22 protein-coding genes are annotated in these 20,289 nt (G+C 71.4%); 11 read left to right on the top strand and 11 right to left on the bottom strand.

Going from position 1 to position 20,289, the window contains the following annotated elements; all coding sequences use genetic code 11:
* The first annotated feature begins 1 nt into the window (after window position 1).
* Together CDO81_RS17880 and CDO81_RS17875 are read left to right on the top strand one after the other, a co-directional pair.
* On the top strand, window positions 2–547 hold the full coding sequence (locus CDO81_RS17880) for a hypothetical protein (RefSeq protein WP_144397296.1): 546 nt from the start codon (window positions 2–4) through the stop codon (window positions 545–547).
* Window positions 544–1,098: a hypothetical protein gene (locus tag CDO81_RS17875; protein WP_088484589.1), complete on the top strand. Its 555-nt coding sequence runs from the start codon at window positions 544–546 to the stop codon at window positions 1,096–1,098. The genes CDO81_RS17880 and CDO81_RS17875 overlap by 4 nt, the downstream gene beginning before the upstream one ends.
* Window positions 1,099–1,106: 8 nt before the next feature.
* Here CDO81_RS17875 and CDO81_RS17870 read toward each other — a convergent pair whose 3' ends face one another.
* From CDO81_RS17870 to CDO81_RS17820, 11 genes are all read right to left on the bottom strand, one after another.
* Entirely contained in the window at window positions 1,107–1,778 is a 672-nt protein-coding gene (locus tag CDO81_RS17870; RefSeq protein WP_088484588.1) for a DUF6683 family protein, read from the bottom strand.
* A 30-nt stretch (window positions 1,779–1,808) separates the two neighbouring features.
* Window positions 1,809–3,449, bottom strand: a complete 1,641-nt coding sequence (locus tag CDO81_RS17865) for a hypothetical protein (RefSeq protein ID WP_144397295.1) — start codon at window positions 3,447–3,449, stop codon at window positions 1,809–1,811.
* Window positions 3,437–4,462, bottom strand: a complete 1,026-nt coding sequence (locus CDO81_RS17860) for a TolB family protein (protein ID WP_088484586.1) — start codon at window positions 4,460–4,462, stop codon at window positions 3,437–3,439. The genes CDO81_RS17865 and CDO81_RS17860 overlap by 13 nt, the downstream gene beginning before the upstream one ends.
* A 129-nt stretch (window positions 4,463–4,591) precedes the next feature.
* A complete protein-coding gene (locus CDO81_RS17855) occupies window positions 4,592–5,839 on the bottom strand; it encodes a hypothetical protein (RefSeq protein WP_088484585.1) in 1,248 nt (415 codons plus the stop codon).
* Window positions 5,840–6,010: 171 nt separating this feature from the next.
* Window positions 6,011–6,733 (bottom strand): DUF6683 family protein, encoded by a 723-nt coding sequence (locus tag CDO81_RS17850; RefSeq protein WP_088484584.1) that lies wholly within the window; start codon window positions 6,731–6,733, stop codon window positions 6,011–6,013.
* A gap of 37 nt (window positions 6,734–6,770) precedes the next feature.
* Entirely contained in the window at window positions 6,771–7,946 is a 1,176-nt protein-coding gene (locus CDO81_RS17845) for a TolB family protein (RefSeq protein WP_088484583.1), read from the bottom strand.
* Window positions 7,947–8,047: 101 nt separating this feature from the next.
* Window positions 8,048–8,731, bottom strand: coding sequence for a hypothetical protein (locus CDO81_RS17840; RefSeq protein WP_088484582.1), 684 nt, complete (start codon window positions 8,729–8,731; stop codon window positions 8,048–8,050).
* Window positions 8,732–8,899: 168 nt separating this feature from the next.
* Entirely contained in the window at window positions 8,900–9,595 is a 696-nt protein-coding gene (locus CDO81_RS17835; RefSeq protein WP_088484581.1) for a DUF6683 family protein, read from the bottom strand.
* A complete protein-coding gene (locus tag CDO81_RS17830) occupies window positions 9,592–10,254 on the bottom strand; it encodes a GNAT family N-acetyltransferase (protein WP_088484580.1) in 663 nt (220 codons plus the stop codon). Before CDO81_RS17830 ends, CDO81_RS17835 begins: the two co-directional genes overlap by 4 nt.
* Window positions 10,251–10,538 carry a flagellar biosynthetic protein FliO gene (locus CDO81_RS17825; protein WP_088484579.1) on the bottom strand — a complete coding sequence of 96 codons (288 nt, stop codon included), beginning with the start codon at window positions 10,536–10,538 and terminating at the stop codon, window positions 10,251–10,253. The genes CDO81_RS17830 and CDO81_RS17825 overlap by 4 nt, the downstream gene beginning before the upstream one ends.
* A 4-nt stretch (window positions 10,539–10,542) precedes the next feature.
* Window positions 10,543–11,754: an EscU/YscU/HrcU family type III secretion system export apparatus switch protein gene (locus CDO81_RS17820; protein ID WP_088484578.1), complete on the bottom strand. Its 1,212-nt coding sequence runs from the start codon at window positions 11,752–11,754 to the stop codon at window positions 10,543–10,545.
* Window positions 11,755–12,118: 364 nt separating this feature from the next.
* Between CDO81_RS17820 and CDO81_RS28505 the strand changes: the two genes are divergently transcribed.
* From CDO81_RS28505 to CDO81_RS17775, 9 genes are read left to right on the top strand one after another with little or no spacing between them, the layout of a single operon-like run.
* The gene (locus tag CDO81_RS28505; protein WP_206602123.1) at window positions 12,119–12,847 is read left to right on the top strand and encodes a lytic transglycosylase domain-containing protein; all 729 of its coding nucleotides are present in this window, start codon (window positions 12,119–12,121) and stop codon (window positions 12,845–12,847) included.
* Window positions 12,844–14,829, top strand: a complete 1,986-nt coding sequence (locus CDO81_RS17810; protein WP_088484577.1) for a flagellar biosynthesis protein FlhA — start codon at window positions 12,844–12,846, stop codon at window positions 14,827–14,829. The genes CDO81_RS28505 and CDO81_RS17810 overlap by 4 nt, the downstream gene beginning before the upstream one ends.
* A complete protein-coding gene (gene sctC / locus CDO81_RS17805) occupies window positions 14,826–16,619 on the top strand; it encodes a type III secretion system outer membrane ring subunit SctC (protein ID WP_088484576.1) in 1,794 nt (597 codons plus the stop codon). Before CDO81_RS17810 ends, sctC begins: the two co-directional genes overlap by 4 nt.
* A gap of 3 nt (window positions 16,620–16,622) precedes the next feature.
* Window positions 16,623–17,627 carry a SctD/MshK family protein gene (locus tag CDO81_RS17800; protein WP_088484575.1) on the top strand — a complete coding sequence of 335 codons (1,005 nt, stop codon included), beginning with the start codon at window positions 16,623–16,625 and terminating at the stop codon, window positions 17,625–17,627.
* A 34-nt stretch (window positions 17,628–17,661) separates the two neighbouring features.
* Complete coding sequence (locus CDO81_RS17795) at window positions 17,662–17,952, top strand: hypothetical protein (RefSeq protein ID WP_088484574.1); 291 nt, start codon at window positions 17,662–17,664, stop codon at window positions 17,950–17,952.
* Window positions 17,949–18,344 (top strand): hypothetical protein, encoded by a 396-nt coding sequence (locus CDO81_RS17790; RefSeq protein WP_088484573.1) that lies wholly within the window; start codon window positions 17,949–17,951, stop codon window positions 18,342–18,344. The genes CDO81_RS17795 and CDO81_RS17790 overlap by 4 nt, the downstream gene beginning before the upstream one ends.
* Window positions 18,344–19,090, top strand: coding sequence for a type III secretion system inner membrane ring lipoprotein SctJ (gene sctJ / locus CDO81_RS17785; RefSeq protein WP_088484572.1), 747 nt, complete (start codon window positions 18,344–18,346; stop codon window positions 19,088–19,090). Before CDO81_RS17790 ends, sctJ begins: the two co-directional genes overlap by 1 nt.
* Window positions 19,083–19,607 carry a hypothetical protein gene (locus CDO81_RS17780; RefSeq protein ID WP_088484571.1) on the top strand — a complete coding sequence of 175 codons (525 nt, stop codon included), beginning with the start codon at window positions 19,083–19,085 and terminating at the stop codon, window positions 19,605–19,607. Before sctJ ends, CDO81_RS17780 begins: the two co-directional genes overlap by 8 nt.
* The gene (locus tag CDO81_RS17775; protein WP_088484570.1) at window positions 19,604–20,233 is read left to right on the top strand and encodes a FliH/SctL family protein; all 630 of its coding nucleotides are present in this window, start codon (window positions 19,604–19,606) and stop codon (window positions 20,231–20,233) included. The genes CDO81_RS17780 and CDO81_RS17775 overlap by 4 nt, the downstream gene beginning before the upstream one ends.
* Window positions 20,234–20,289 lie beyond the last annotated feature (56 nt).

Raw genomic sequence — 20,289 nt, 5'->3', positions numbered from 1 at the left:
CATGGCCGACCTGGACCTTGCCACCCTGCCACCTGAACTGCGCGACGCGCTGGAGCGGGCCTGGCCAGGCTGTGCGGAGGCCCAGCGTCGTGCCGTGCTGGCGCCCTGGTGCCAGGAGGTCTGGCGCAGTGTCTGGCCTGACCTGCTCTGGCCCTGGCAGCCGACCCGTCGCTGGTGGCGCCCAGGCGCGGCACAGGCCTGGCGTGAGACCTTCGAAGGCCTGTTCCTTGCCCGGCGAGGCAACGTCCTGACGGCCGAAGGGCCGCGGCTCTTCGACCCCGATGAACCCTTCTTCCCGACGCCCTGGACGCAAGCCCGCGTGCTGCTGAAGAGCCCGGTGCCGCAGGTTTTCAGCGACGGCGAGTTCTGGGCGCTGACGATGCAGCTGCACGACGGCGACACCGCCGCGGCCACCCGCTACGCCCAAGCCTGCGCGCGCCATCTGCAGGCCAGCAACGCCACCAGCCGCAGCCAGCGCGACCGCTGGTGGGTGCAGGAGCTGATCGTGCTGCAAGCCTCGGCCACGGGCAGCCTGGGCGGGCTGTGAGCGACCGCCGCGCGGCGGCGCTGGCGCTGGACCGCCTGCCGCCCGAGCTGCAGGCCGCGCTGGCCCTGGCCTGGCCCGGTTGCCCGCAAGCCCAGCGGCGCGCGCTGCTGGCCCCCATGAGCCTGGGCGGAGCGCCCCTGTGGCCAGGTCCGCTCTGGCCCTGGCAACCGCGCGCGCGCTGGTGGCGGCGGCGCAGCGCCCGTGAGTGCCGGGCCGGCACCCTGGCCTACTTTGTGACCCGCGTCAGCGATGCACTCGGCGCCCCCCGGGGCCCGCGGCTGTTCGACCCGGCGCAGCCCTTTTTCGCCACACCCTGGACCGAGGCCGACGTGCTGCTGCACAGCCCCGTGCCCGACGCCTTCAGCGACGCGGACTATTGGTTCATCACCCAACGCCTGTGCGGCGGGCAGCGCGAGCATGCGACCCGGCTCGCCGAGGATTGGGCAGCCGGCATGCGTCGCGACAACGCCCTGCGGCGCTCACGGCGGCAGGCTTGGCTGAACGACGCGCTGCACCGCCTGGAAGCCTCCGCCCGCGGCGACTTCCTCTGACGCGCCGGTCAGCGCACCACCAGCCCCTGCGGGCCGATCTGCAGGCGCTCGACCGCCAGGCCCAGGCCGGCTTCGAGGTTGGCCTTGGCCGCATTGCGGAAGTTGACCTCCTCGCCCGGGCTGGGCTGGCGGTTGAGGTGCTCGCGGTAGACCACCATGAAGGTGCCGACCATGGCCAGCTGCTCGAACATCGCGCGCTTGGCCGCCGGCGAGCTCTGCACGAAGGCCGGGTTGCGGGCCAGCAGGCTCTGCATCTGCAGCACGAGCGACTTGAAGTCTTCGTCCGCCACCGGCTGCTGCATGAAGGCGGTGTAGTTGCCCGCGATGAAGGCCGCCACGCCGGCCGCCACATCGTTGGGCACGAGGCCAAGCTGGGTCTCGAGCTTTTGCCAGAAGCCGAAGGCCTCCTCGTAGGCCTTGGTCATGGCCGCCCGGTGCGGCGCCGGGAAGCGCTGGGCCAGCTCGGCGGCCGACTGGCGAATCTGCACCGGCCCGTTGACGACGATCGGCGCGTTGAACACGCCCAGGCTTGCACCCTCGGTCGTCGCCGCGGGTTTGCCCAACATGCCGCGCATCTGCTCGGCCAGGCTGACGGCGGGCGCGACCTGGGCCGTGGCCAGGCCAGCGGCGGCCGCCAGCGCGAGAGGGAGGAGGAAGTGACGAAGGGGTTGTCCGAGCATGGAGAGGCGTCCGAGAAGAAGCGAAGGAGATCAATCTTTGGCCGAGAGGCTGCCGCTGCCGACGTAGAGGCCGCGCAGGCCGGCGCGGGTCGGGAAGCTGAGCAGGCGCTCCTGGTGACCGTCGTCGTAGTCCAGCACCACGGCGTAGCCCTCGAAGCGGTAGCGTCCACGGCGGCTGGCGCCGTCGTCCTGCTGCTGCCGCGTGGCAGCGCCCACGCCGCCGACGGTGGCCGTGGTCGCGCTGCTGCTGCCCCGGCCATCGGCGTGTGAGGTGCTGCCGATCACCGTGTTGTTCAGCGCCCCGGCCACGGTGCCCGAGGTGCCCGAGGTGCCCAGCGCATGGTGACTGCGCTCGAAGCGGCCGTCGCGCGTGAGGCGCAGGCCCTGGGTGGAAGAGATCCCGCCGAATGCCAGGCTGCCGTCGAAGCGGCTGCGGCTGAAGTAGCCGTCCACCGCGGTGCCCGGCGCCCAGGGCGTCATGGCCCGGTGCGGCAACGGCGTCCAGTCGCCGGCGGGTCGCCCGTCGTCATCCTGGTCCTGCACCTCGTAGCCCTTGGGGCCCTGCCGCCAGCGGCACCATTGCTGGGGCTCCAGTCGGCGCGAAGCGGCCACGTCGAGCTGATCAGGCGGCATCTCGCTGCGGCGGTAGCAGCTGCCATCGCGCAGCAGGAAGCGCACGTCCTCGTCCCAGCTGGAACCGTTGTTGTAATTGCCCTTGCCGTGCAGGACGACCGCCGTCAGGTCGGCCGGCTTCAGGCCCTTGCCGGGCGCCACCATCACGCGCTGCAGCAGCACCTCCCGCCGCGCGAGGGGTGCCGCGGGCAGCGGCGATGGCACCAGGCCGGCAACGTCATTCACCAGCTGGACGTCGGCCAGCGTGGCCCCGTAGTCGCGCAGCGCGGTGAACACGCCACGCAGCACCACCTCCTGGCCCACCCAGGGCTCCGCATCGATCTCCAGCCGGATGTAGGCGGCGCTTTCACGATCACCCTGGGCCTCGATGAGCTGGAAATCGTCGCGACCCCGTCGCGCCACTCGCCCCTTCACCAGCACGAGGCCGTGTTCACGCCGCGCGTCCTCCACGCTTCGCGTGCCCCAGCCGCCCTGCTGCTGCGCCGCCAGGGCCGGCACCTGGCTCGGGCGCAGCACCGGCCCTCGCACCGTGCCCGCTGCCACCGCAGGCAACGCGGGTGCGGACACGACCTTGACCTGCACCAAGGCCGCCGCCACCGCCCGTGCCCGCGGGTAGAGCGTGGTGGGGTCCATGCCCGGGCCCTGCCAGTCCTGCAGCAGGGCGCTGCAGGTGGCTTCGACCCGCGGATCGGCCAGCACCCGCTCGCGCAAGGGGCCGGTCAGGTCGCTCCACGGCGGCAGCTTGCTGCCCCCGCGCTCGCGCAACCCCTGCACCACCTGGCGCAGCGGCGCGATCTGGTGGCGCTGGCGCCAGGCCACCCAGGCCTCACGAAGCCGGTCGGCGCTGGCCACGCCCATGTCCGTACAGGCCTGCAGCGTGGCCTCAGACATCACGTCCAGACTCACCGCCGAGATCAGTTCACCGATGGCCGCCCGGTCGGTGGCCAGGCCGGGCGGCGGTGCAGCCGGCGCAGGCACCCCGGCCACACCCAGCAGGATCACCGCGAGGCATCGGAACCCCGCGTTCATCGCGTCCACGCCAGCACTTCGCAGCCCAGGCCCTGCATCTGCCCGAATCGATTGCGCACCTCGAAGCGCTCACTGCCCGGCGTGCCATCCAACCCCTTGACCGCGCGGCGCGTGGCCCGGGTGAAGTACTGGTCGCAACCGCCGATGCAGCCCCACCCGGAACAGATGGAACCGGTATTGACGGTGTAGGCCACGTAGCGGCCGTCGGGCGACCACAGGGCCGAACCGAGGGCGCGAACCTGCGTCAGCTGCTCGAAGCGCGAGCCATCCAGGCGCCCGATCCACAAGTCCGCCTCCCGCGGCACGCTGTTGCGCAGCGGCAGCTTCATGATGAACTCGGTGCCTGTGGGGCTGATGAGGAACCCACCCATGGCGCGGCCCGGCGGCAGCGTCAGGCGGCCGACGACCTGCTCGCGCGGATCGTCGAGCTGCGCGATGCGCATCAGGCCGGTCTTCAGGTTGATGAGCATGAAGCGCCCGTCCGGCATCCAGGCGAAGTAGTCGTCGCTGGCCACGCGGTAGCGCGGCTTCTGCGTGGTGAGGTCCATCACCAGTTCTTCGTAAGGCGAGCTGGGACTCTCGCCCTGACTCAGCTTGACCAGCTCGCGGCTCACCGGCGAAGGCGCCAGCTCTCGCACGTAGCCGTCCAGCACCAGGTTGTGCAAGGGCCGAGCGGTGGCCACCTCCATCACGACCAACGAGGTGATGCGCTTGTAGATGTCGGGCTTGGTGACCGCCACCACGCGCCCATCGGGCCAGACCGACACATCCATGTCGCTCTGCGGGGTGATGATGACGGGCTTCGAGCCATCCAGCGGCGACACCTGCACGCCGGCCTTCAGGTCCAGCGAATAATTGTTGTGCCAGAGCAGGCCCGTGGGGGACTCCGCCGCGAAGACGCTGGACACGAGACACGACGCCAACAGCAGCCCGGCTCGCCGGATCAGCGTCAACAGGGCCGCGGGCCAACGGGTCAGGATCAGGAAGGCGGGAAGGACGGTCAGCAAGGCAGTCGGCGTCATCGATCGTGTGGGGCACCGAATGGCGCGAGCCCGCATTGAAGCGAAGGCCGCGCGGCATCACCATCCCTAGCGACTTGCTGAAAAGGACCCAAGCGACGCCGCGCACACGCGCCGCACATGCCACGGCGTTCAGGGCACGAGGCTCAAACCCAGCCGCCCGCCGCAGCTCTCTCGTGGCGTGCTGCCGCGCAGCTCGGCCGGCAGTTGGACGCCCTGAACGATTACGCCCTGCAACTGCTCGCGCGGCACCCAGCCCAGTTCGGCGCATCGAGCGGCGGGCTGGGCTGCGCCATAGGCCCCGCCGCGGCCACCCCACAGCAGCCACAGCCCTGAGGCACCCCACCGAACCACGGCGCTCATGCTGACGAGCTGCCCGGGCGGCAATCGCACCAGGGGCTGAAGCGGCCCGCCTTGCAGGCGGCCAAGGTAAGGCAGCCGGTGCTGGGCCGCCTCGCCACGCGCCACGGCGTCCTGCGTGGTGAGCACGGCCACCACCTGCTCGCCGTCCGGCGAGACCTCGATCTCGGCGCCACGCCACACCGCACCGGGTGGCAAGCCCGCCTGGCCCAGCCGCTCACTGCGCCCGTCAAGCGCCAGCGCCCACCAGGCCCCTTCGCGCAGCACAACCACGCGACCATCCGGCAGCCAGGCCCAGGCGCGATCGGCGTGCGCCTCAATGGGCCACTCCCGCCTAACCTGACCGCGCCAATCGAGCACCACCAGGCGATCGCCGCCGCGTCCACCGGGCCGCCAGACGCCCAGCAGCCACTGCCCGTCTGGCGAGGGGCGCAGTTCGCCGTAGAGACCCGGCTCGTCGGTGCCCACGGCCCGGCCGAGCGTGAAGCTGCCCACCGGCTGCAGCTCGGGCAGGCGCCAGCCCGTGACCTGGTGGCGGGCGTCTCGCCGCACCAGCAGGCCCGGGCCGCCCAAGGTCCAGTGATCGGCACGCCGCGCGTACGACGCCGCCAGCGCACTGCGCGGCAGCCCGCGCCAGCGGCCGGTCGCGAGCGACAGCACCGCCGCGTCGGCGTCCACACCCGCCGGCGGGCTCAGCAGCAGCCAGCCCTGCGCCGACCCGGCCACGGACGACGGCACCGGCAGCGCTGACACTGGCACCGTGGCACACGCCCGCGCCAGCCGCTCGGCATCTGCCGCCAGCACCGCCCTCAGTGCTTCCTGGCCCGCCTCGCCTTCGCGCTCGATCGACAGGAGCCGATGGCCCTGCTGGCACGCCAAGGCGGCCCACACCCGGCCCGCAGCACCCGGTCGCCGGCTCGCGAGGAACCACACACCGGACGTGATCTCGCGGGGCGCAGACGCACCTTCCAGCAAGCCTTGTTGCCGCGCGGAGGCTTGCAGCCATTGCGAAGGGGGCATCTGAGATGAGGTGATGGCGATAGGCGGCTCAGTGACCTCCGCTCGAACGACGGCGGTCACCCCAGCCACCAGCAACAGGCCCAGCAGGGCTCGTGGCCCAGTCATCAGGACGACGTCAGCGCTAGCGAGTTGCGCCGGGCATCGACAGTCGCCGCCAGCGCAACAGGCCACTCACTGCAGCTGAATGCCTTGCGGCGAAAAGCGCAGGTTGTCGGCCGCATTGCCCAGCACGACGCGCAGGTTCTCGCGCGCTGACTGGCGCAGGTTTGCCACCACATTGGCGGGCTGCTGCTGGCTGGTCTTGTTGGCCAGGGCCATGAAGGTGCCCAGCATCGCGCACTGCTCGTACAGGCGGCGCCGGTCAGCGGCGCTGAGCTGACCCAGCATGCGCTGCACCGATGCAGACGCGCGCAACTGATTGCCGGCCGCGGAGACAGCTTCGTCACTCAGCTCCGTGCCCGTCATGGCCATGTAGTTGCCCGCGAGCAGCGCGGCCATGGCGCCGGCCACATCCTCGGCGGGCCACCCCAGCTTGCGCTCGAGCTGCTGGTAGCCCGGCATCAGCTGCACATAGATCTTCTCCAGCCGGGCGCGCTGGGCGGCGGGCGCGGCCTGCGCCAGCTCCGTGGCACTGCGTTCCACCTGCGGCGCGCCCAACGCAGCCAGCCGCGCCGTCGACCGCGGGGCGTCCGGGCGGGTCGCATTGATCAACGCCTCCTGGTTCAGGAAGGTGTTGCTGATGAAGTTGGAGGTGGGCGCTGCATAGGTCTGCGCGAACTCCATGATGTATTGCGCCGATGCCATCAGCGGCACGAAGGCGAGCGAGACCAGCGCACCGGCGGCAACACGCCGCCATGCGGGGCGACGTTCGGTTCTGGAGGCAAGGGGCTTCATCACTGTTCCTGTTGAGGCAATTGGGCGTCGGGAAGTGTCAGGGCAGCCAGCGCACGGTGGCGCAGCTCGTGACCCATTGGCCGGTGTCGCCGGACGCGGCACGCACCTTCAGCGCCAATGCCGGCGTGACCGCCGGCCACTGGAAGCTGCGCGCCGTGGCCTGGCTGGCCGGCAACACATACACCGGGCTGGCATCGCAGCCCGTGGTGCCGATCACGCGCGCGGCGCCGATGCGGTCATCGGGCCACACGGGTGCCGCCGTGGCGCCGTTCATGTACAGCACGAAGGCCACCCACTGACCATCCGGCGACCACGTCGGGCTGCCGAAGGCGTAGCTGAGCGGGTCGGCAGCGTCGGCCACGGCCGTCATTTGCCGAAGCTCGCTGCCGTCGATCCGTGCGGTGAAGATCTGTGTGTCCATGCCGTTGCCGCGGCGCACGCGCCAGGTGAACGCAATCCGTGAACCATCGGGGCTGACCGCCAGGCTGCTCTGCCCCGCCACATAACTGCTGCCATCCACGGCATCGTTGGAAGGCAGCGCCAAGCGTGCCAGCAATTCTGACGTCGTTCGCTGCGGCGACGACACCCAGAGCTCATTGGCACGCAAGTAGACGTAACGCCCGTCCGGCAGCCAGGCTTGCGGGTCTGCCACCACATCGGCGCCGTCCAGCTGCGAGCCCTGCTTCACCAGCGCGAAGCTCTGCGCGTCAAAGACGGTCAGCCGGCGCGGCGCGCGATAGCCGTCTCCGTATTGCGCCAGCACATAGCGGCTGCCCGCCGACAACTGCAGCTCGCTCAGGCCCAGCAGGTTGGACACGCGCTGCTCGCTGCCACGTGGCGCCAGGCTGGCTGCGTCGAACCAGCTGACGGGGTAGCCGGACTGGCTGTCATCCCGCGTCCACCGGGCCAGCGTCTGGCCGTCCTGGCTGACCGACCAGACATCGAAGCTGCCGCTCGACGACACCGGCAGGCTGCGCTGCTCGCCCGTGGTGAGGTTGAAGAGCCGCGCCTGACGGCCGTCCGGCGCATTCACCAGCAGCCGGCCCGGCAACACGCCCGCGCCGTAGGTGGACACCGGCGGGTCGGCCGGCGTGGGCGTGGGGGTTGGCGCAGGAGTGGTGGGCTGAGGGTCGGGGGGTGCCGATCCGCCGCCCCCGCAGGCGTGGAGCAGCGCAAGCGCGAGGACGGACAGCAGGTTTTTCAGGAACTTCATCGAACAGCTCAACGACTGGCAGGCCACCGCGCCGGCCCGCCTGAAAAAGCAAATGCCGGAGTGCGGCAGGCGCACTCCGGCACACGGGACAAGCCGGCGGATTACTGCTTGCGAGCCACCGAGGACATGGCTTCACCGATGGCCTTGATGGCCGTCGAGAAGGTGTTCTGCAGCAGGCTGAACTCCTGCGACGTGGCTTGGAACTCGGCGTTGAGTTGCTGCATCTGCTTGGCCGCGGCTTGCTGCGCGTTGTTGCTGCCACCGGTCTGGGTGTTGGCGATGCGCTGGCTCAGGTCCACGAGCTTGGCGGCGCGGTCACCCATGGTCTTGCCCATGGCCTTGGCAATCGCCACCAGCCAGCTTTCGGCCGACGCCTTGCCGCCGGAGGAGCCGTCGCCCTTCAGTTGCTTGGTAGCCTCGTCGACGATTTGCTTGGCGGCGTCCTGGATGAAGGACTGCATCCAGTCACCGGCGACCTGCTGGGCCTGGCCGGCGGCTTCCTGGGTCACGCCATGCTGGCTTTGAGCGAGCAGCGACTGCACGGCGCTGTCGATCTTGGACTTGACCTCGTCGGCCAGGAACTTGGGCATGCCATGTTCCTGTTGCAGCGTGTCCACCGCCTGCTTGGTGGCATCGCCAACCGCTTGCTGAAGCATGCCGCCGATGGCTTGGCCGATCATCGCGCCGATCGGGCCGCCGAAGATGCCGCCCACGATGCCGCCGACGGCACCCAGGATGCCACCCGAGCCGCCGCCACCGAAAACGCTGCTAACTGCTGATCCCATGTCAATCTCCAAAAATTTGAGGTGAGGGTTCGCGGCGGAGACCGCCGCAGTGATTGATTGCTCTGCGAGGCATCTGAGGCCGGCGGCGACTGAAGAAAAACACCGGGCTCGCTGCGTGTCTTGTCGCGAAGGTTCTCGAATCAAACTCTGCGGCGTTGACGGGCTTCATTACACGGGCTTGGACCCCAGCCCGCTAGCTGCGGCTGCTCCTAAATCGACAGCGCCAGCGCTAGGGTTGGCCGCAATCGAGGCGTCCAGCCCGCGCAGCACGGCGCACAACGCCGGCAGGTCCAGCCCCAGCTGGCCGCGCAGGCTGGTGCGCGCCATCCAGGTGGCTGATGCCAATGCCGCCTGGCCCTGGCGGCTGGCTTGCACCGTCCACTCGCCCAGGGCCACAGCCAGCACCGCGAAGCGTTCGAAGGCCTCCTGCCGTTGAGCCAGCGGCACGCTGTCCCAGGGCAACGCATCCAGCACCCACGCCTTGAGCCACTGCACCACCGCCTGCCAACGCTGCGGCGTCAGGGCCTCCTGGTCAAAGGCCTGCCGGCAGGCGCCGAGGTAGGCCGCCAGCGCCCGGCCGAGGTCGTCTGACTCGCCGTCATGGGCGAGTTGGCGATAGTGCCGAAGGCAGTGGGCCAGCAGCGTCTCGGGCCCGCCCGCGATGCTGGTGCCGAGCAACTCCAGCAGCGCCGGTGCGGCGCCACTCGGCGCGGTGTCGCGGGGCGGCAGCCGCCAATGCGTGCCGGTCGCGCTCGCCGTGTCATCGGCCTGCGGCGGGTGGGCGAGCCGTGACTCGGCCAGGGCTTGGGTCAGGCGTTGGCCCAGGGCCAGTTGCCAGCTGTTGGGAGCGGCGGTGTCGGTCATGGCAGGTCCTGTGATGAAACGGTCGGGGTGCGCCGGTGGCGGCGCAGGCGCTGGCGATGGCTGAGGGGTTGCAGCTCGGCCCAGTCGGCCGCGAGCAGTTGGTGATGGTCGGCAGGCTGCCCTTCGTACAGGGCCCGCCCGCGCGGCAAGAAGCCCAGTGCGGCGAGGCAGGCCTGCGCGGGCCGGTTGTGCGGATGGCAGATGCCCCACACGGCGCGCAACTGCAGCCGCGCAAAGGCGTGGTGCAGCAGCCGCTCACCGCCGGCCAGGCTCAACCCACCGCCCCAATGCTCGGGCAGCAACCGGCTGCCCAGTTCGACATCGCCAGCTTGCACGCCCAGCGCCTGGGCATCAGGCCCGGCCTGCACCGGCATCAGGCTGAACCAGCCGGCAAACCGCTCGCCCCCATCAGCCAGAGGCACGGCGCAGCGCCAGATGCCCAAGCCCTCGTGCTGGCGGTAGAACCGGCCCAGCCCGGCGACGAAGGCCGCCGCCCAGCCGGCCTCCTGCAGGGGCTGGATGTCCGGCAGCCAGGCGCGCACTCGCGCGTCGGCATGCAGGGCCTGTACCTCGGCCACATCACCCGCGCCGAACTCGCGCAGATGCAGCACCTCGTCGTGCAGCACCTCGTCGTGCAGTCGCAGGCCGATGCTGCTCATGCGCGCGGCTCCGGCCCAGACGCCAGCGGCCAGCGCGCCAGCAGGCTGATGCCGCCCGCCGTCACGCCCAGCATCCAGCGCTCGCCGGCGTGGTCGAGCAGCACCACCCGCTCGCGCGCGCCTACGGGCAGCGCGCGCACGAAGCGCAAGGCATCGGTGTCGCTGCCGGCGGTGCCCACACCGGGCTGCAAGCGTCGCCACGCGCGCAGCAGGCCCCAGGCCAAGGCCAGCACGAAAGCCAGGGCCAGCACGGTGCTGGCGAGATTCAGGAGCAGGTCTTGCATGGCATCAAGGGGTGGCGGCAGCGCGGGGGTCGAGGTCGGGATGCAGGGTCAGGTCTTCACCAGGGGCTGGCCGCGCCGGCGGGGGCTGCTCGGGCACCTCGTGGCGCCGATGCGGGTCGGCGCGGGCGGCTTCCCAGCGCAGCTGCTCCCGCACGCCGTCGGCCCAGACGATGACCTCGGCCAGCACGTCGAACAGCTCCGGTGGCACCACCTCGCCCTCGTCGCAGCGCGCCAGCAGCTCGCGGGCCAGCGGCACGTTGCGCACGATGGGCACACCCGCCTCGCCAGCGGCCTCGCGCATCGCGCGGGCGACATGGTCCTCGCCCTTGGCGCTGACGGTGGGGACCGGGCATCGGCCGGGCTCGAAGTCGATGGCGATCGCGACGTGCGTCGGGTTCACGATCAGCGCGCTCGCGCCGCGGGCGGCCGCCGCCTGGTTGCGCTGGCTCCATTCGGCATGGGCCTGCTTGCGTTGCTGCTTGAGATGCGGGTCGCCTTCGCTCTCCTTCATCTCCTGCTTGATGTCGCGCAGGCTCATGCGCATCTTCTTGGTGAAGCGATGGCGCGTCCACAGGAAGTCCAGGAAGGCCACGCCCGCAAAGACACCCACGGTCCAGGCCAGGGTCTTGACCGTGCCCTGCCACACGAGCGCGCCAAGGTGCTGGGCCGGCCGGTCGGTGGAGAGCGCCAGGCGCATGGCGTCCGGCAGCAGCGTGCGGGCCACGGCCCAGCCGATGGCCAGCAGCAGCGCGGTCTTCAGGATGCCCTTGAGCAGCTCGATCAGGTTGTCCAGCGAGAACATGCGCTTCAGGCCCGCCGCCGGGTTGAGGTTCTCGAGCTTGGGCGCCACCTTCTCGAAGGCCAGCACCGGCCCGGCCTGCAGGTACTCGACCAACATCCCCAACACCGCCACCGGCAGCATCAGCACCGCCACCAGCAGCAGCGCGAGCTCGATGCTCTGCCAGCCCAGCAGCGCAGCCACCTGCCCGAAGCCCTCCGCGCGCCAGCCGGAGGCCACGCGCGCGAACAGGCTCTCGCACAGCGCCGCGATGCGCTCGGCCGCCAGCGGCAGGCACAGCGCGCCCGCCACCAGCCACACCAGCAGCGTCGCGGTGCTGGTGAGCTCGCGGCCCTTGGCGACGTCGCCCTTCTTGCGGGCGTCTTGCAGGCGCTTAGGGGTGGGCTGTTCGGTTTTGTCGCCGCTGTCCTCGGCCATGACGCGATAACACCTATTTCTAGGGGGTGCAAACGGCGTTTGTGACGACTTGTTTGCAGTCTTGTGGCCAGACCTACTTCTAGGGGGCCTGCGGCGTCGCTCCTTCCCTGGGGAACGAGCGGCGGGACCGAACGATGCCTGCTTGGCGATTGCGCCGGTGCAGCAGATGTTTCCACGCGTAAACGTGGGGGGTCCCCGTCTACATAAAGGGAGCAATGTCTACGGGTCAGTCAGTTACTTTTGCTTGCAAGCGTCAACCCGCCGCCAAGGCTTGCCTCCATAGTCCGCCCGGTTCGAAAAACCCAGAGGGCGAGAAAAAGTGCACGGACTTCACCGGATCTGCCAAGTCTTGGCGACCGCCGCGATGGCCTCAGCCGCCACCGCCTGGGCCGCACCGGGCTGCGCCGGCTCCACGGCCGAGGCCTTGCTCGACGCACCGGCACCGGCCAGTGCCAGCGGCTTCACACTGACGTCACGACTGTGCGGCGCCACCCTCGTGCGCACACCGTCCAACATCGCGGCGCTGCCCGAGCCTGTCGACGCCGTCGAGCCGGCCGACGAACCTGCTGCCCCCACCCCCGACACCCGCGAGTCGGCACGCCGGCCGCTGCCATCGCCCGCGCGGCCCCTGCCGGCCGCTGGCACGCGTGACGTCGCCGCGCTGGCCCGCATCCGCGCGCTGGCACCGCTGATGGCCGACGTGGCCCGGCGCCACGACATCGACCCGCTGCTGCTGCATGCCGTGGCGCACATCGAATCACGCCACCAGAGCCAGGCCATCTCGCCGGCGGGCGCGCGCGGCCTGATGCAGGTCATGCCGGCCACCGGCCGCAGCCTGGGCGTGGCGCAAGCCGACCGCGCCCTGCTCACGCCCGAAGCCAATCTCGAAGCCTCGGCCCGCTACCTCAAGCGCCTGCAGGCCCGCTTCGGCAATGACCTGCGCCTGGTGCTGGCCGCCTACAACGCAGGCGAAGGCGCGGTGGAGCGACACGGCCGGCGTGTGCCGCCCTATGCCGAGACGCAGGCCTATGTCCGCAACGTGCTGGCCGTCTACGTCGAGCTGCGCCGGCATTTCAGCGGGAGCCCCGCATGAGCGGCCCCACGCGCAGCGACGGCCTGGCGGGCTATTTCGCCACCGCTGACGTGGCGCGCGAGGGCCTGCTCGCCCGCTTCAGCGACCTCTTCCTGGTCGCAGGCATCGTGGCCATCGTCGCGCTGATGGTGTTGCCGCTGCCGCTGTGGCTGATCGACCTGCTGGTGGCCGTGAACATCGCCTCCGGGCTGGTGCTCATCCTGCTGGCCGTCTATGTGGCCGGGCCGCTGGAGTTCTCGGTGTTCCCGAGCGTGCTGCTCATGACCACGCTCTTTCGCCTGGCGCTGTCCATCGCCACCACGCGCATGATCCTGCTGCATGCCGATGGCGGCCACATCATCGCCACCTTCGGCAAGCTGGTGGCGGGCGGCAACCTCGTGGTGGGCCTGGTGGTCTTCCTGATCATCACGGTGGTGCAGTTCATCGTGATTGCCAAGGGCGCGGAACGCGTGGCCGAGGTGGCCGCGCGCTTCTCGCTGGACGCGATGCCGGGCAAGCAGCTGTCCATCGACTCCGACCTGCGCTCTGGCCTCATCGACAAGGACGAGGCCAAGCGCCGCCGCCGCACGCTGGAGCTGGAGAGCAAGCTGCATGGCAGCCTGGACGGCGCGATGAAGTTCGTGAAGGGCGACGCCATTGCCGGCATCGTCATCATCCTGATCAACCTGCTCGGCGGCCTGGCCATCGGCGTGCTGCAGCAAGACCTGAGCGTGGGCGACGCGGTGCACCGCTACTCCATCCTGTCCATCGGCGAGGGCATGGTGGCGCAGATCCCGGCGCTGCTGGGTGCGATGGCCGCAGGCCTGCTGGTCACGCGCACCAACGACGACGAACACGACCGCCACCTCGGCGACGCCATCCGCAAGCAGATCGGCGCCAAGCCGCGGGTGCATCTGATGGCCGCCGCCATCTGCCTGCTGCTGGCCACGGTGCCGGGCTTCCCGCCGCTGGTGTTCGGGCTGCTCGCCGTGGTGTTCGCCGCCGCGGGGGTGATGCTGCTGCCGCAGGGTCGCGACTGGGTGGCGCGCCGTGTGCCTGGCATGACGCCGCGTGCCAGCACCACCGAGGCCACGGCCCTCAAGACCGCCCCGCCTCGCCTGCGCCCTTCGGTGCCCTTGCTGCTGGAAGTGCCACAAGCCCTGCTGGCCGATGGCGGCGTGGCGGTCACGCGCGCGGTGGAAGACCTGATCGACGAGTTGCAGCTCGACCTGGGCCTGCCCCTGCCGCGCATGGCCCTGCATGGCCGCCTCGGGCAAAGCGGCTGGCGGTTGCTGGCCCACGAGGTGCCGCTGGCCGAGGGCGCGCAGGCGCCGGACGCCGCCACCGTGGCCACCGCGGTGCGCGACGCGCTGCGCCGCAACGCGGCCCTCTTCATCGGCATCCAGGAAACCAGCGAACTGCTCACCCGCGCACAGGCTGACCTGGCCGACGTGGTGAAGGAGGTGCTGCGCGCGCTGCCGGTGCAGAAGGTGACCGAGGTGCTGCGCCGCCTGGCCGCCGAGACGGTGTCCATCCGCAACCTGCGCGACATCCTCGAGGCGCTGGCCGACGCCAGCCAGCGCGAGAAGGACGTGCAGGCCCTGACCGAGATGACCCGCATCGCGCTGCGCCGCCAGACCCACCATCGCCTCTGCCCCGACGGGGAGTTGCGTGCCTTGATGCTGTCGCCCGAGCTGGAGCAGCTGATGCGACAGCAACTGCACGTCAGCGGCGGCGTGACGCAGCTCGCCATCGCACCCGACGTGGCCCGCCAGTTCGCCGCCGAGGTGCAGGCGCAGGTGCAGGCCCTGCAACCGCAAGCCATCGTCTGCGCGGTGGACCTGCGCTGGCACCTGCGCAAGCTGATCGAGAACGAGTGCTTCGACACGCCGGTGCTCTCCTTCCACGAACTCCTGCCGACGCTGCGGCTCACGCCGCTGCGCCATCTGGCGCCACCCCGCCTGGATGCGCCCGCCTCGCAGACCACCCTGCTCGCCGCATGACCCACGCTCTTCACCTCGCAGCCGCCGCCGCGCTGCTGCTGGCTCCCGCACTTCCCGCCCTGGCCGCACCGCTGCCGGAGACGCTGCGCACCGTGCGCCTGGAAGCCCGCGACCAGCCGCTCGAACAGTTCCTGCAAGGCCTGTTCTCGGGCAGCGACATCCCCGTCGTCGCCCAAGGCGTGCAAGGCCAGGTCAACGGCCGCTTCGAGGGTACGCCGGCCAAGCTGCTGCGCGACCTCAGCCGCGCCTACAACCTGCTGCCCTACTACGACGGCGGCGTCATCTACGTCGCGCCGGCCAGCGACACCCAGACCCGCAGCTACCTGCTCACCCCTGCCGCCGCCGCCCAGGTGCAGCGGGCGGCCCAGGCCCTGCAGCTGCCTGACCACCGCAACACGCTGAAGTTCAGCGACGACGGTGCGCTGCTCGCCGTGGGCGCGCGCCGCTTCGTGCAGCAGGTGGACGAACTGGTGCGCCAGGTGCGCCCCGGCACCACCGCCGCGGCCATGAAGAGCTGGGCCCCGGCCCAGCAGCAACCGCTGCCCGACTACCGCATCTTCTACCTGCGCTATGCCTGGGCGCAGGACGTGCCCATGAGCTTTGGCGGCCAGCAGACCACCCTGCCCGGTGTGGCCAGCATCCTGCGCTCGCTGGTGGGCCAGCCCGGCAAGCAGCGCATCACCGTGGCCACCGACCCCGCGCGCGCCCAGGGCAGCCAGCGACTGCGCGCGGCCGCCAGCCAGCGCCCGGGTCCGACGACACTCGGCCTCTCGGATGACGTCGCGCCCACCGTGCGCGGCACCGACACCCTGGTGGCGGCACTCACCCAGGTCGGCTACGGCCCCGCCGCCGCAGAGCCGGCCGAGCTCCCTGCGCCGCCCGACTTCTCGCCCCGCATCGAGGCCGACCCGCGGCTCAACGCCGTCATCGTGCGCGACCTGCCCGAGCGGCTCGACCGCTACGCCGCGCTGATCAAGTCGCTGGACGTCGAGCCCCAGTCGCTGGAGATCGAGGCGACCATCATCGACATCAACACCGACCGCCTGCGCGAGCTCGGCATCAACTGGCGCTACAACCACGGCCTGTCCAGCCTGATGGTGGGCAATGGCACCGCCAGCGACAACCGCCTCAACGGCCAGGTGGACCCCACCCCCTCGGCCCGCGGCGGCGTCATCTCCGCCGTCATCGGCGACCGCTACCCCTTCGTCGCCCGCATCACCGCGCTGCAGAGCGACGGCGCGGCCAAGGTGGTCAGCAGCCCGCAGGTGGTGACGCTGTCCAACGTGGAGGCGGTGTTCGACAACAGCTCGACCTACTACGTGCGCGTGGCCGGTCGTGAGGACGTGGACCTCTTCAACGTCACGGCCGGCACGCGCCTGCGCGTGACGCCGCACGTGTTCAAGGACGGCGACGAGGCCCCGCGCATCAAGCTGCTGGTGCAGATCGAGGACGGCGGCCTGACCGGCCAGAGCGTGGACAACCTGCCGGTGGTGGAGCGCTCGGGCATCAACACCCAGGCCCTGATCGCCGAAGGCGAGAGCCTGCTGATCGGCGGCATGGTGCGCGACAGCGCCAATGCCGGGGTCGACAAGGTGCCGGTGCTGGGCGACATCCCGCTGCTGGGCAACCTCTTCAAGACCCAGCGCAAGGGCGGCCAGCGCATCGAACGCATGTTCCTCATCACACCGCGCCTGGCCAGCAGCCGCGCCACGACCGACGCACTGCAAAAAGCCCGCGAACCCCTGGCCGCCACCTCGCCCGGCGATGGCGCCGCCGCACCGCAGGAGTGACCCATGCCCACCCCGGCCCTTTTCTGCACCGCCCCGCTGGAACTTCGCGTGCTCGCCGGCCGCCAGGCCGGGGCGCGCGCCCTGCTCGACGCCCATGAGGCGCAGCTCGTCTGCGGCCTGAATGCGGCCAACCAGGCCGACACCCAGTTCGCCGACATCCTGCTGGCCAGCGGCCTGGACTTCCAGGTGCGCCTGCTGCCGACCGGCCCGGGCCGCGTCGGCCTGCAGCTGCTGTCCGGCCTGGCTTCGCTGCAGGGCCGCCCGCTGCCCCCCGGCGACACGGTGCACGCCTGGGCACCTGGCCAGCCGCTGCAGCTGGGTGACGCCCTCGTCGCCTACGGCCCGGCCGACCAGGCCGACTGGCCCGAGCCCGTGCTGCACGACGACGACCCGGCCGAGCCCGCACCGGCCGCGCCCGCCGCGCACGCCCGGGCGGCGAAGCCCCGCCCCGTGGCGGAGCTGCTGCTGGCTGCGCTCGGCGTGGTGATGGTGGTGGGCGGCGCGGCGCTGGCCTGGCGCGGCGGCACGCTGCGAGAAGCCGGCGAAGCCGTGGCCCAGGTGGTGCCACCGGCCCGCGCGGCCACGCAGGCGGCGGCACCCGCTGACGTGGCAGCCCATGCGAGCGAGGTGTTCCGCCTCTACGGCATCGCCGCGCAGGCGAGCTGGTCACCCGAGGGCGAACTGGTGCTGCACACCCGCGAACGTGACACCGCACGCGTCGAATCCGCCACGGCGGCGGTACGCCGCGACGTGCCCCACCTGCCCACGCTGCGGGTGGACAACCAGCCGCCAGTGCCTGCCCCCACCGCTGCCCCTGCCGCGGCGGACGACCCGGCCAAACGCCTGGTGGCCGTCATCGACAACAGCGACAGCCCCTACTTCATCACGGCCGATGGCAGCCGCTACTTCAACGGCGCGCTGCTCCCCAGCGGCCACCGCGTCGTCGAGATCGCCGAACGCGCCGTCGTCGTCGAACGCGATGGCCAGCGCACGCGGCTCACGCTCTGAGCCGACTTCCTTCCCACCCCCGACAGGAGTTCCCATGACCAGCCCCTTGCTCAACACCCTCGCCACCGCCCCCAGCACCTCCACCGGCAAGACCACCGGCGGCTCCTGGTTCGAAGCCATGGCCGATGCCTGGGGCCAGGCCCTGGACAAGCAGGCCAACGACATCGAGGTGAAGTCAGCCGCAGTCGGCGCGGGCGGCGACAAGCCGGCGGACATCACCGAGCTGACCGCCATGTCGCTGAAGATGAGCTTCCTGGCGAGCAGCTCGCACACCGCCGTGTCCACGGTCGGTTCCGCCCTCGAAACCATGGCTCGCAAGCAGTGAACGCGAGCCTTGCCATCGCCGCGCCGCTGGCCGATGTGCAGCTCGGCGCGGGCGCCTCGCTGTCGCAGCTGGGCCTGCCCCCGGCAGCGACCGATGTGTCGGCCTTCCAGCACGCCATGGCCGGCGCCTTGCAGCGCGCCCAGCCCGCCGCCGAGCCGACCGGCATGGCCATGCAGCGCCTGGTGCAGCCGCTGGAGCACATCAATGCCGAGGCGGCGTCCCTGGGCCGCGATGCGCGCGCTGCCGCCGCGTCGGGCCAGCAGCTCACGCCGGGCGAACTCGTCAACCTGACGGTGCGCTGCCAGGAGTTCATGTTCCATTGCCAGCTGACGTCCAACATCGCCAACCGGACGTCCGAGGGCTTGCAGCAACTCTTCCGCCAGCAGTCCTGATGAACCACCTCCGAAGCCTTCGCGCGCTGGCGCTGCCGACCGCGCTCACCGCGCTGCTCACCGCCTGCGGCGAGCAGACCCTCTACGCCAAGCTCGACGAGCGCCAGGCCAACGACATGGTCGCCGCGCTGCGCCTGGCCGGTGTGCCGGCCGAGAAGGTGGCGCGCGAAACCGGCTTCGAGGTCACCACGGCGCAAGCCGACTTCGCCCGCGCGGTGCAGATCCTGAAAGCCCAGGGCCTGCCGCGTGAAGACTTCGACAGCCTCGGCAAGGTGTTCAAGCGCGAAGGCTTCGTGTCCACGCCGGTGGAAGAACGTGCGCGGCTGATGCATGCGCTGTCGCAGGAGCTGTCGCACACCCTGACCAGCATCGACGGCGTGCTGCAGGCCCGCGTGACCCTGGTGGTGCCGGAGCGGCATCCGCTGTCCGACAAGGTGCAGCCGGCGTCGGCCTCCGTGATGCTCAAGCACCGCCCGGGCCTGAACGTCGATGCGCTGCTGCCCAAGGTGCGCGCCCTGGTGGTGAACAGCGTCGAAGGCCTGCCCTATGACAGCGTGTCGGTCGTGGCCTTTGCGGCCGACCCCACGCCGGCCAGCCCGCCGGCCACGCAGGCCGCGCTGCCCCCCGTGGTGCTGGCCCTGGCCGTGAGCCTGGGCACGGCCAGCCTGGGCACGGCCGGCTGGCTGGCCTGGCGCCGCCGCCGCGACGGCGAGCCCCTGGCCCTGGAGGACCGCCGCCATGACTGAACGCGCGCTGCGCGCCGCCGTGGCCCGGCGGTTGCTGGCCGACGCCCCGAACGAGGCCCGCAGCCTGACGTGGGCGCAGCTGGACGCTGCGCCCGCCTGGCTGGCCCTGGCGCCTGACGACCTGATGGCCCTGGCCCGCCGCTGCGGCTCGGTGCTGGCGGCGCCGGCGCTGCGGCTGTGGATCGCGGGGCCCTTGCGCGAGCTGGCCCGCGCCACGCTTGGGCCCGCGTGGTGGCGAGCCCTGCGCAGCGCGCCGGACTGGCCGGCCCTGCCCGCGGGCCTGCCCACCGCCCTGGCCGACTGGCCCCCGCAGAACTCGCCCGACGCCCTCGGCCAGCAGTTCACCGAGGCAGGCGCGGCCGTGCTGCTTGCCAGCCTGCCCCACGGCGCCCTGCGCCATGCGGCCAGCCGCCGACTGGGGGCCGTCGGTGCCTGGGTCATGCCGCAGGCCACGGCGCTGGCCGTGCTGCGTGAGACGCTGGCACTTCAAGAAGCCGTGGCCGAGGGCGCCGCATGAATCACTTCATGCTCTGGCACCGCCAGCCCGAGGCCACGCTGGGCATCGCCGCCGACCGCCGCGTGCTGCGCGCCGCCGAGGTGCCACCGCTGCGGCAGGCCCATGACCTGCTCGCCGACCTGCAGGCCCTCCAGGGCAGCACACAGGCCCATCTGGACGCGGCCCGCGCCCAGGCGCGCGAGGCCGGCCATCACGAGGGCTGGCAGGCCGGGCAGGCCCAGGCGCAAGAGCAGCTCGGCCTGGCGCTCGCCGAGCTCGCCCGGGCTCAGGACGCGGCGCGCGAGCAGTCGCAGCAGGCCATCGGCCGCCTGGCGCTGGAGGTGTTCCAGAAGCTGCTGGGCACGCTGCCTGCCGACGACGCCCTGGCCCGCCTGGCTGTGCAGGCCGCCCGCGAACTGCAACCCGCACGCACCTGGCGGCTGCACGTGCATCCGCATCAACTGCCCACGCTGCGCGCCGCCCTGCAGGCCGCCGACCCCGACAACCGCGCCGGCCTCGCCCAGGCCGAGCTGGTGGCCGATGTCGACCTGGGGGAGAGCGACTGCCGGCTGACCACCGAGTTCGGCACCGCCGATGCGAGCCTGGCGACCCAGGTCGAACGCCTGGCCAAGGCCTGGGGGCTGTGATGCCCATCGTGACCCAACACAGCCACAGAGACACAGAGGCCCAGAGAGGCTGCGCA

Source organism: Roseateles puraquae, from assembly GCF_002205845.1.
Lineage (GTDB): Bacteria > Pseudomonadota > Gammaproteobacteria > Burkholderiales > Burkholderiaceae_C > Pelomonas > Pelomonas puraquae.
This window is presented reverse-complemented; position numbering and strand designations above follow the sequence as displayed.

Bases quoted from the DNA above. Each gene is read 5' to 3' on its own strand.
- CDO81_RS17870 (WP_088484588.1), bottom strand. From the start codon at position 1,778: ATGCTCGGACAACCCCTTCGTCACTTCCTCCTCCCTCTCGCGCTGGCG.
- CDO81_RS17810 (WP_088484577.1), top strand. From the start codon at position 12,844: ATGAGCGGCCCCACGCGCAGCGACGGCCTGGCGGGCTATTTCGCCACC.
- sctJ (WP_088484572.1), top strand. From the start codon at position 18,344: ATGAACCACCTCCGAAGCCTTCGCGCGCTGGCGCTGCCGACCGCGCTC.
- CDO81_RS17860 (WP_088484586.1), bottom strand. From the start codon at position 4,462: ATGACGCCGACTGCCTTGCTGACCGTCCTTCCCGCCTTCCTGATCCTG.
- CDO81_RS17775 (WP_088484570.1), top strand. From the start codon at position 19,604: ATGAATCACTTCATGCTCTGGCACCGCCAGCCCGAGGCCACGCTGGGC.
- CDO81_RS17850 (WP_088484584.1), bottom strand. From the start codon at position 6,733: ATGAAGCCCCTTGCCTCCAGAACCGAACGTCGCCCCGCATGGCGGCGT.
- sctC (WP_088484576.1), top strand. From the start codon at position 14,826: ATGACCCACGCTCTTCACCTCGCAGCCGCCGCCGCGCTGCTGCTGGCT.
- CDO81_RS17820 (WP_088484578.1), bottom strand. From the start codon at position 11,754: ATGGCCGAGGACAGCGGCGACAAAACCGAACAGCCCACCCCTAAGCGC.
- CDO81_RS17795 (WP_088484574.1), top strand. From the start codon at position 17,662: ATGACCAGCCCCTTGCTCAACACCCTCGCCACCGCCCCCAGCACCTCC.
- CDO81_RS17800 (WP_088484575.1), top strand. From the start codon at position 16,623: ATGCCCACCCCGGCCCTTTTCTGCACCGCCCCGCTGGAACTTCGCGTG.
- CDO81_RS17825 (WP_088484579.1), bottom strand. From the start codon at position 10,538: ATGCAAGACCTGCTCCTGAATCTCGCCAGCACCGTGCTGGCCCTGGCT.
- CDO81_RS17830 (WP_088484580.1), bottom strand. From the start codon at position 10,254: ATGAGCAGCATCGGCCTGCGACTGCACGACGAGGTGCTGCACGACGAG.
- CDO81_RS17840 (WP_088484582.1), bottom strand. From the start codon at position 8,731: ATGGGATCAGCAGTTAGCAGCGTTTTCGGTGGCGGCGGCTCGGGTGGC.
- CDO81_RS28505 (WP_206602123.1), top strand. From the start codon at position 12,119: ATGGCCTCAGCCGCCACCGCCTGGGCCGCACCGGGCTGCGCCGGCTCC.
- CDO81_RS17780 (WP_088484571.1), top strand. From the start codon at position 19,083: ATGACTGAACGCGCGCTGCGCGCCGCCGTGGCCCGGCGGTTGCTGGCC.
- CDO81_RS17835 (WP_088484581.1), bottom strand. From the start codon at position 9,595: ATGACCGACACCGCCGCTCCCAACAGCTGGCAACTGGCCCTGGGCCAA.
- CDO81_RS17855 (WP_088484585.1), bottom strand. From the start codon at position 5,839: ATGCCCCCTTCGCAATGGCTGCAAGCCTCCGCGCGGCAACAAGGCTTG.
- CDO81_RS17845 (WP_088484583.1), bottom strand. From the start codon at position 7,946: ATGAAGTTCCTGAAAAACCTGCTGTCCGTCCTCGCGCTTGCGCTGCTC.
- CDO81_RS17880 (WP_144397296.1), top strand. From the start codon at position 2: ATGGCCGACCTGGACCTTGCCACCCTGCCACCTGAACTGCGCGACGCG.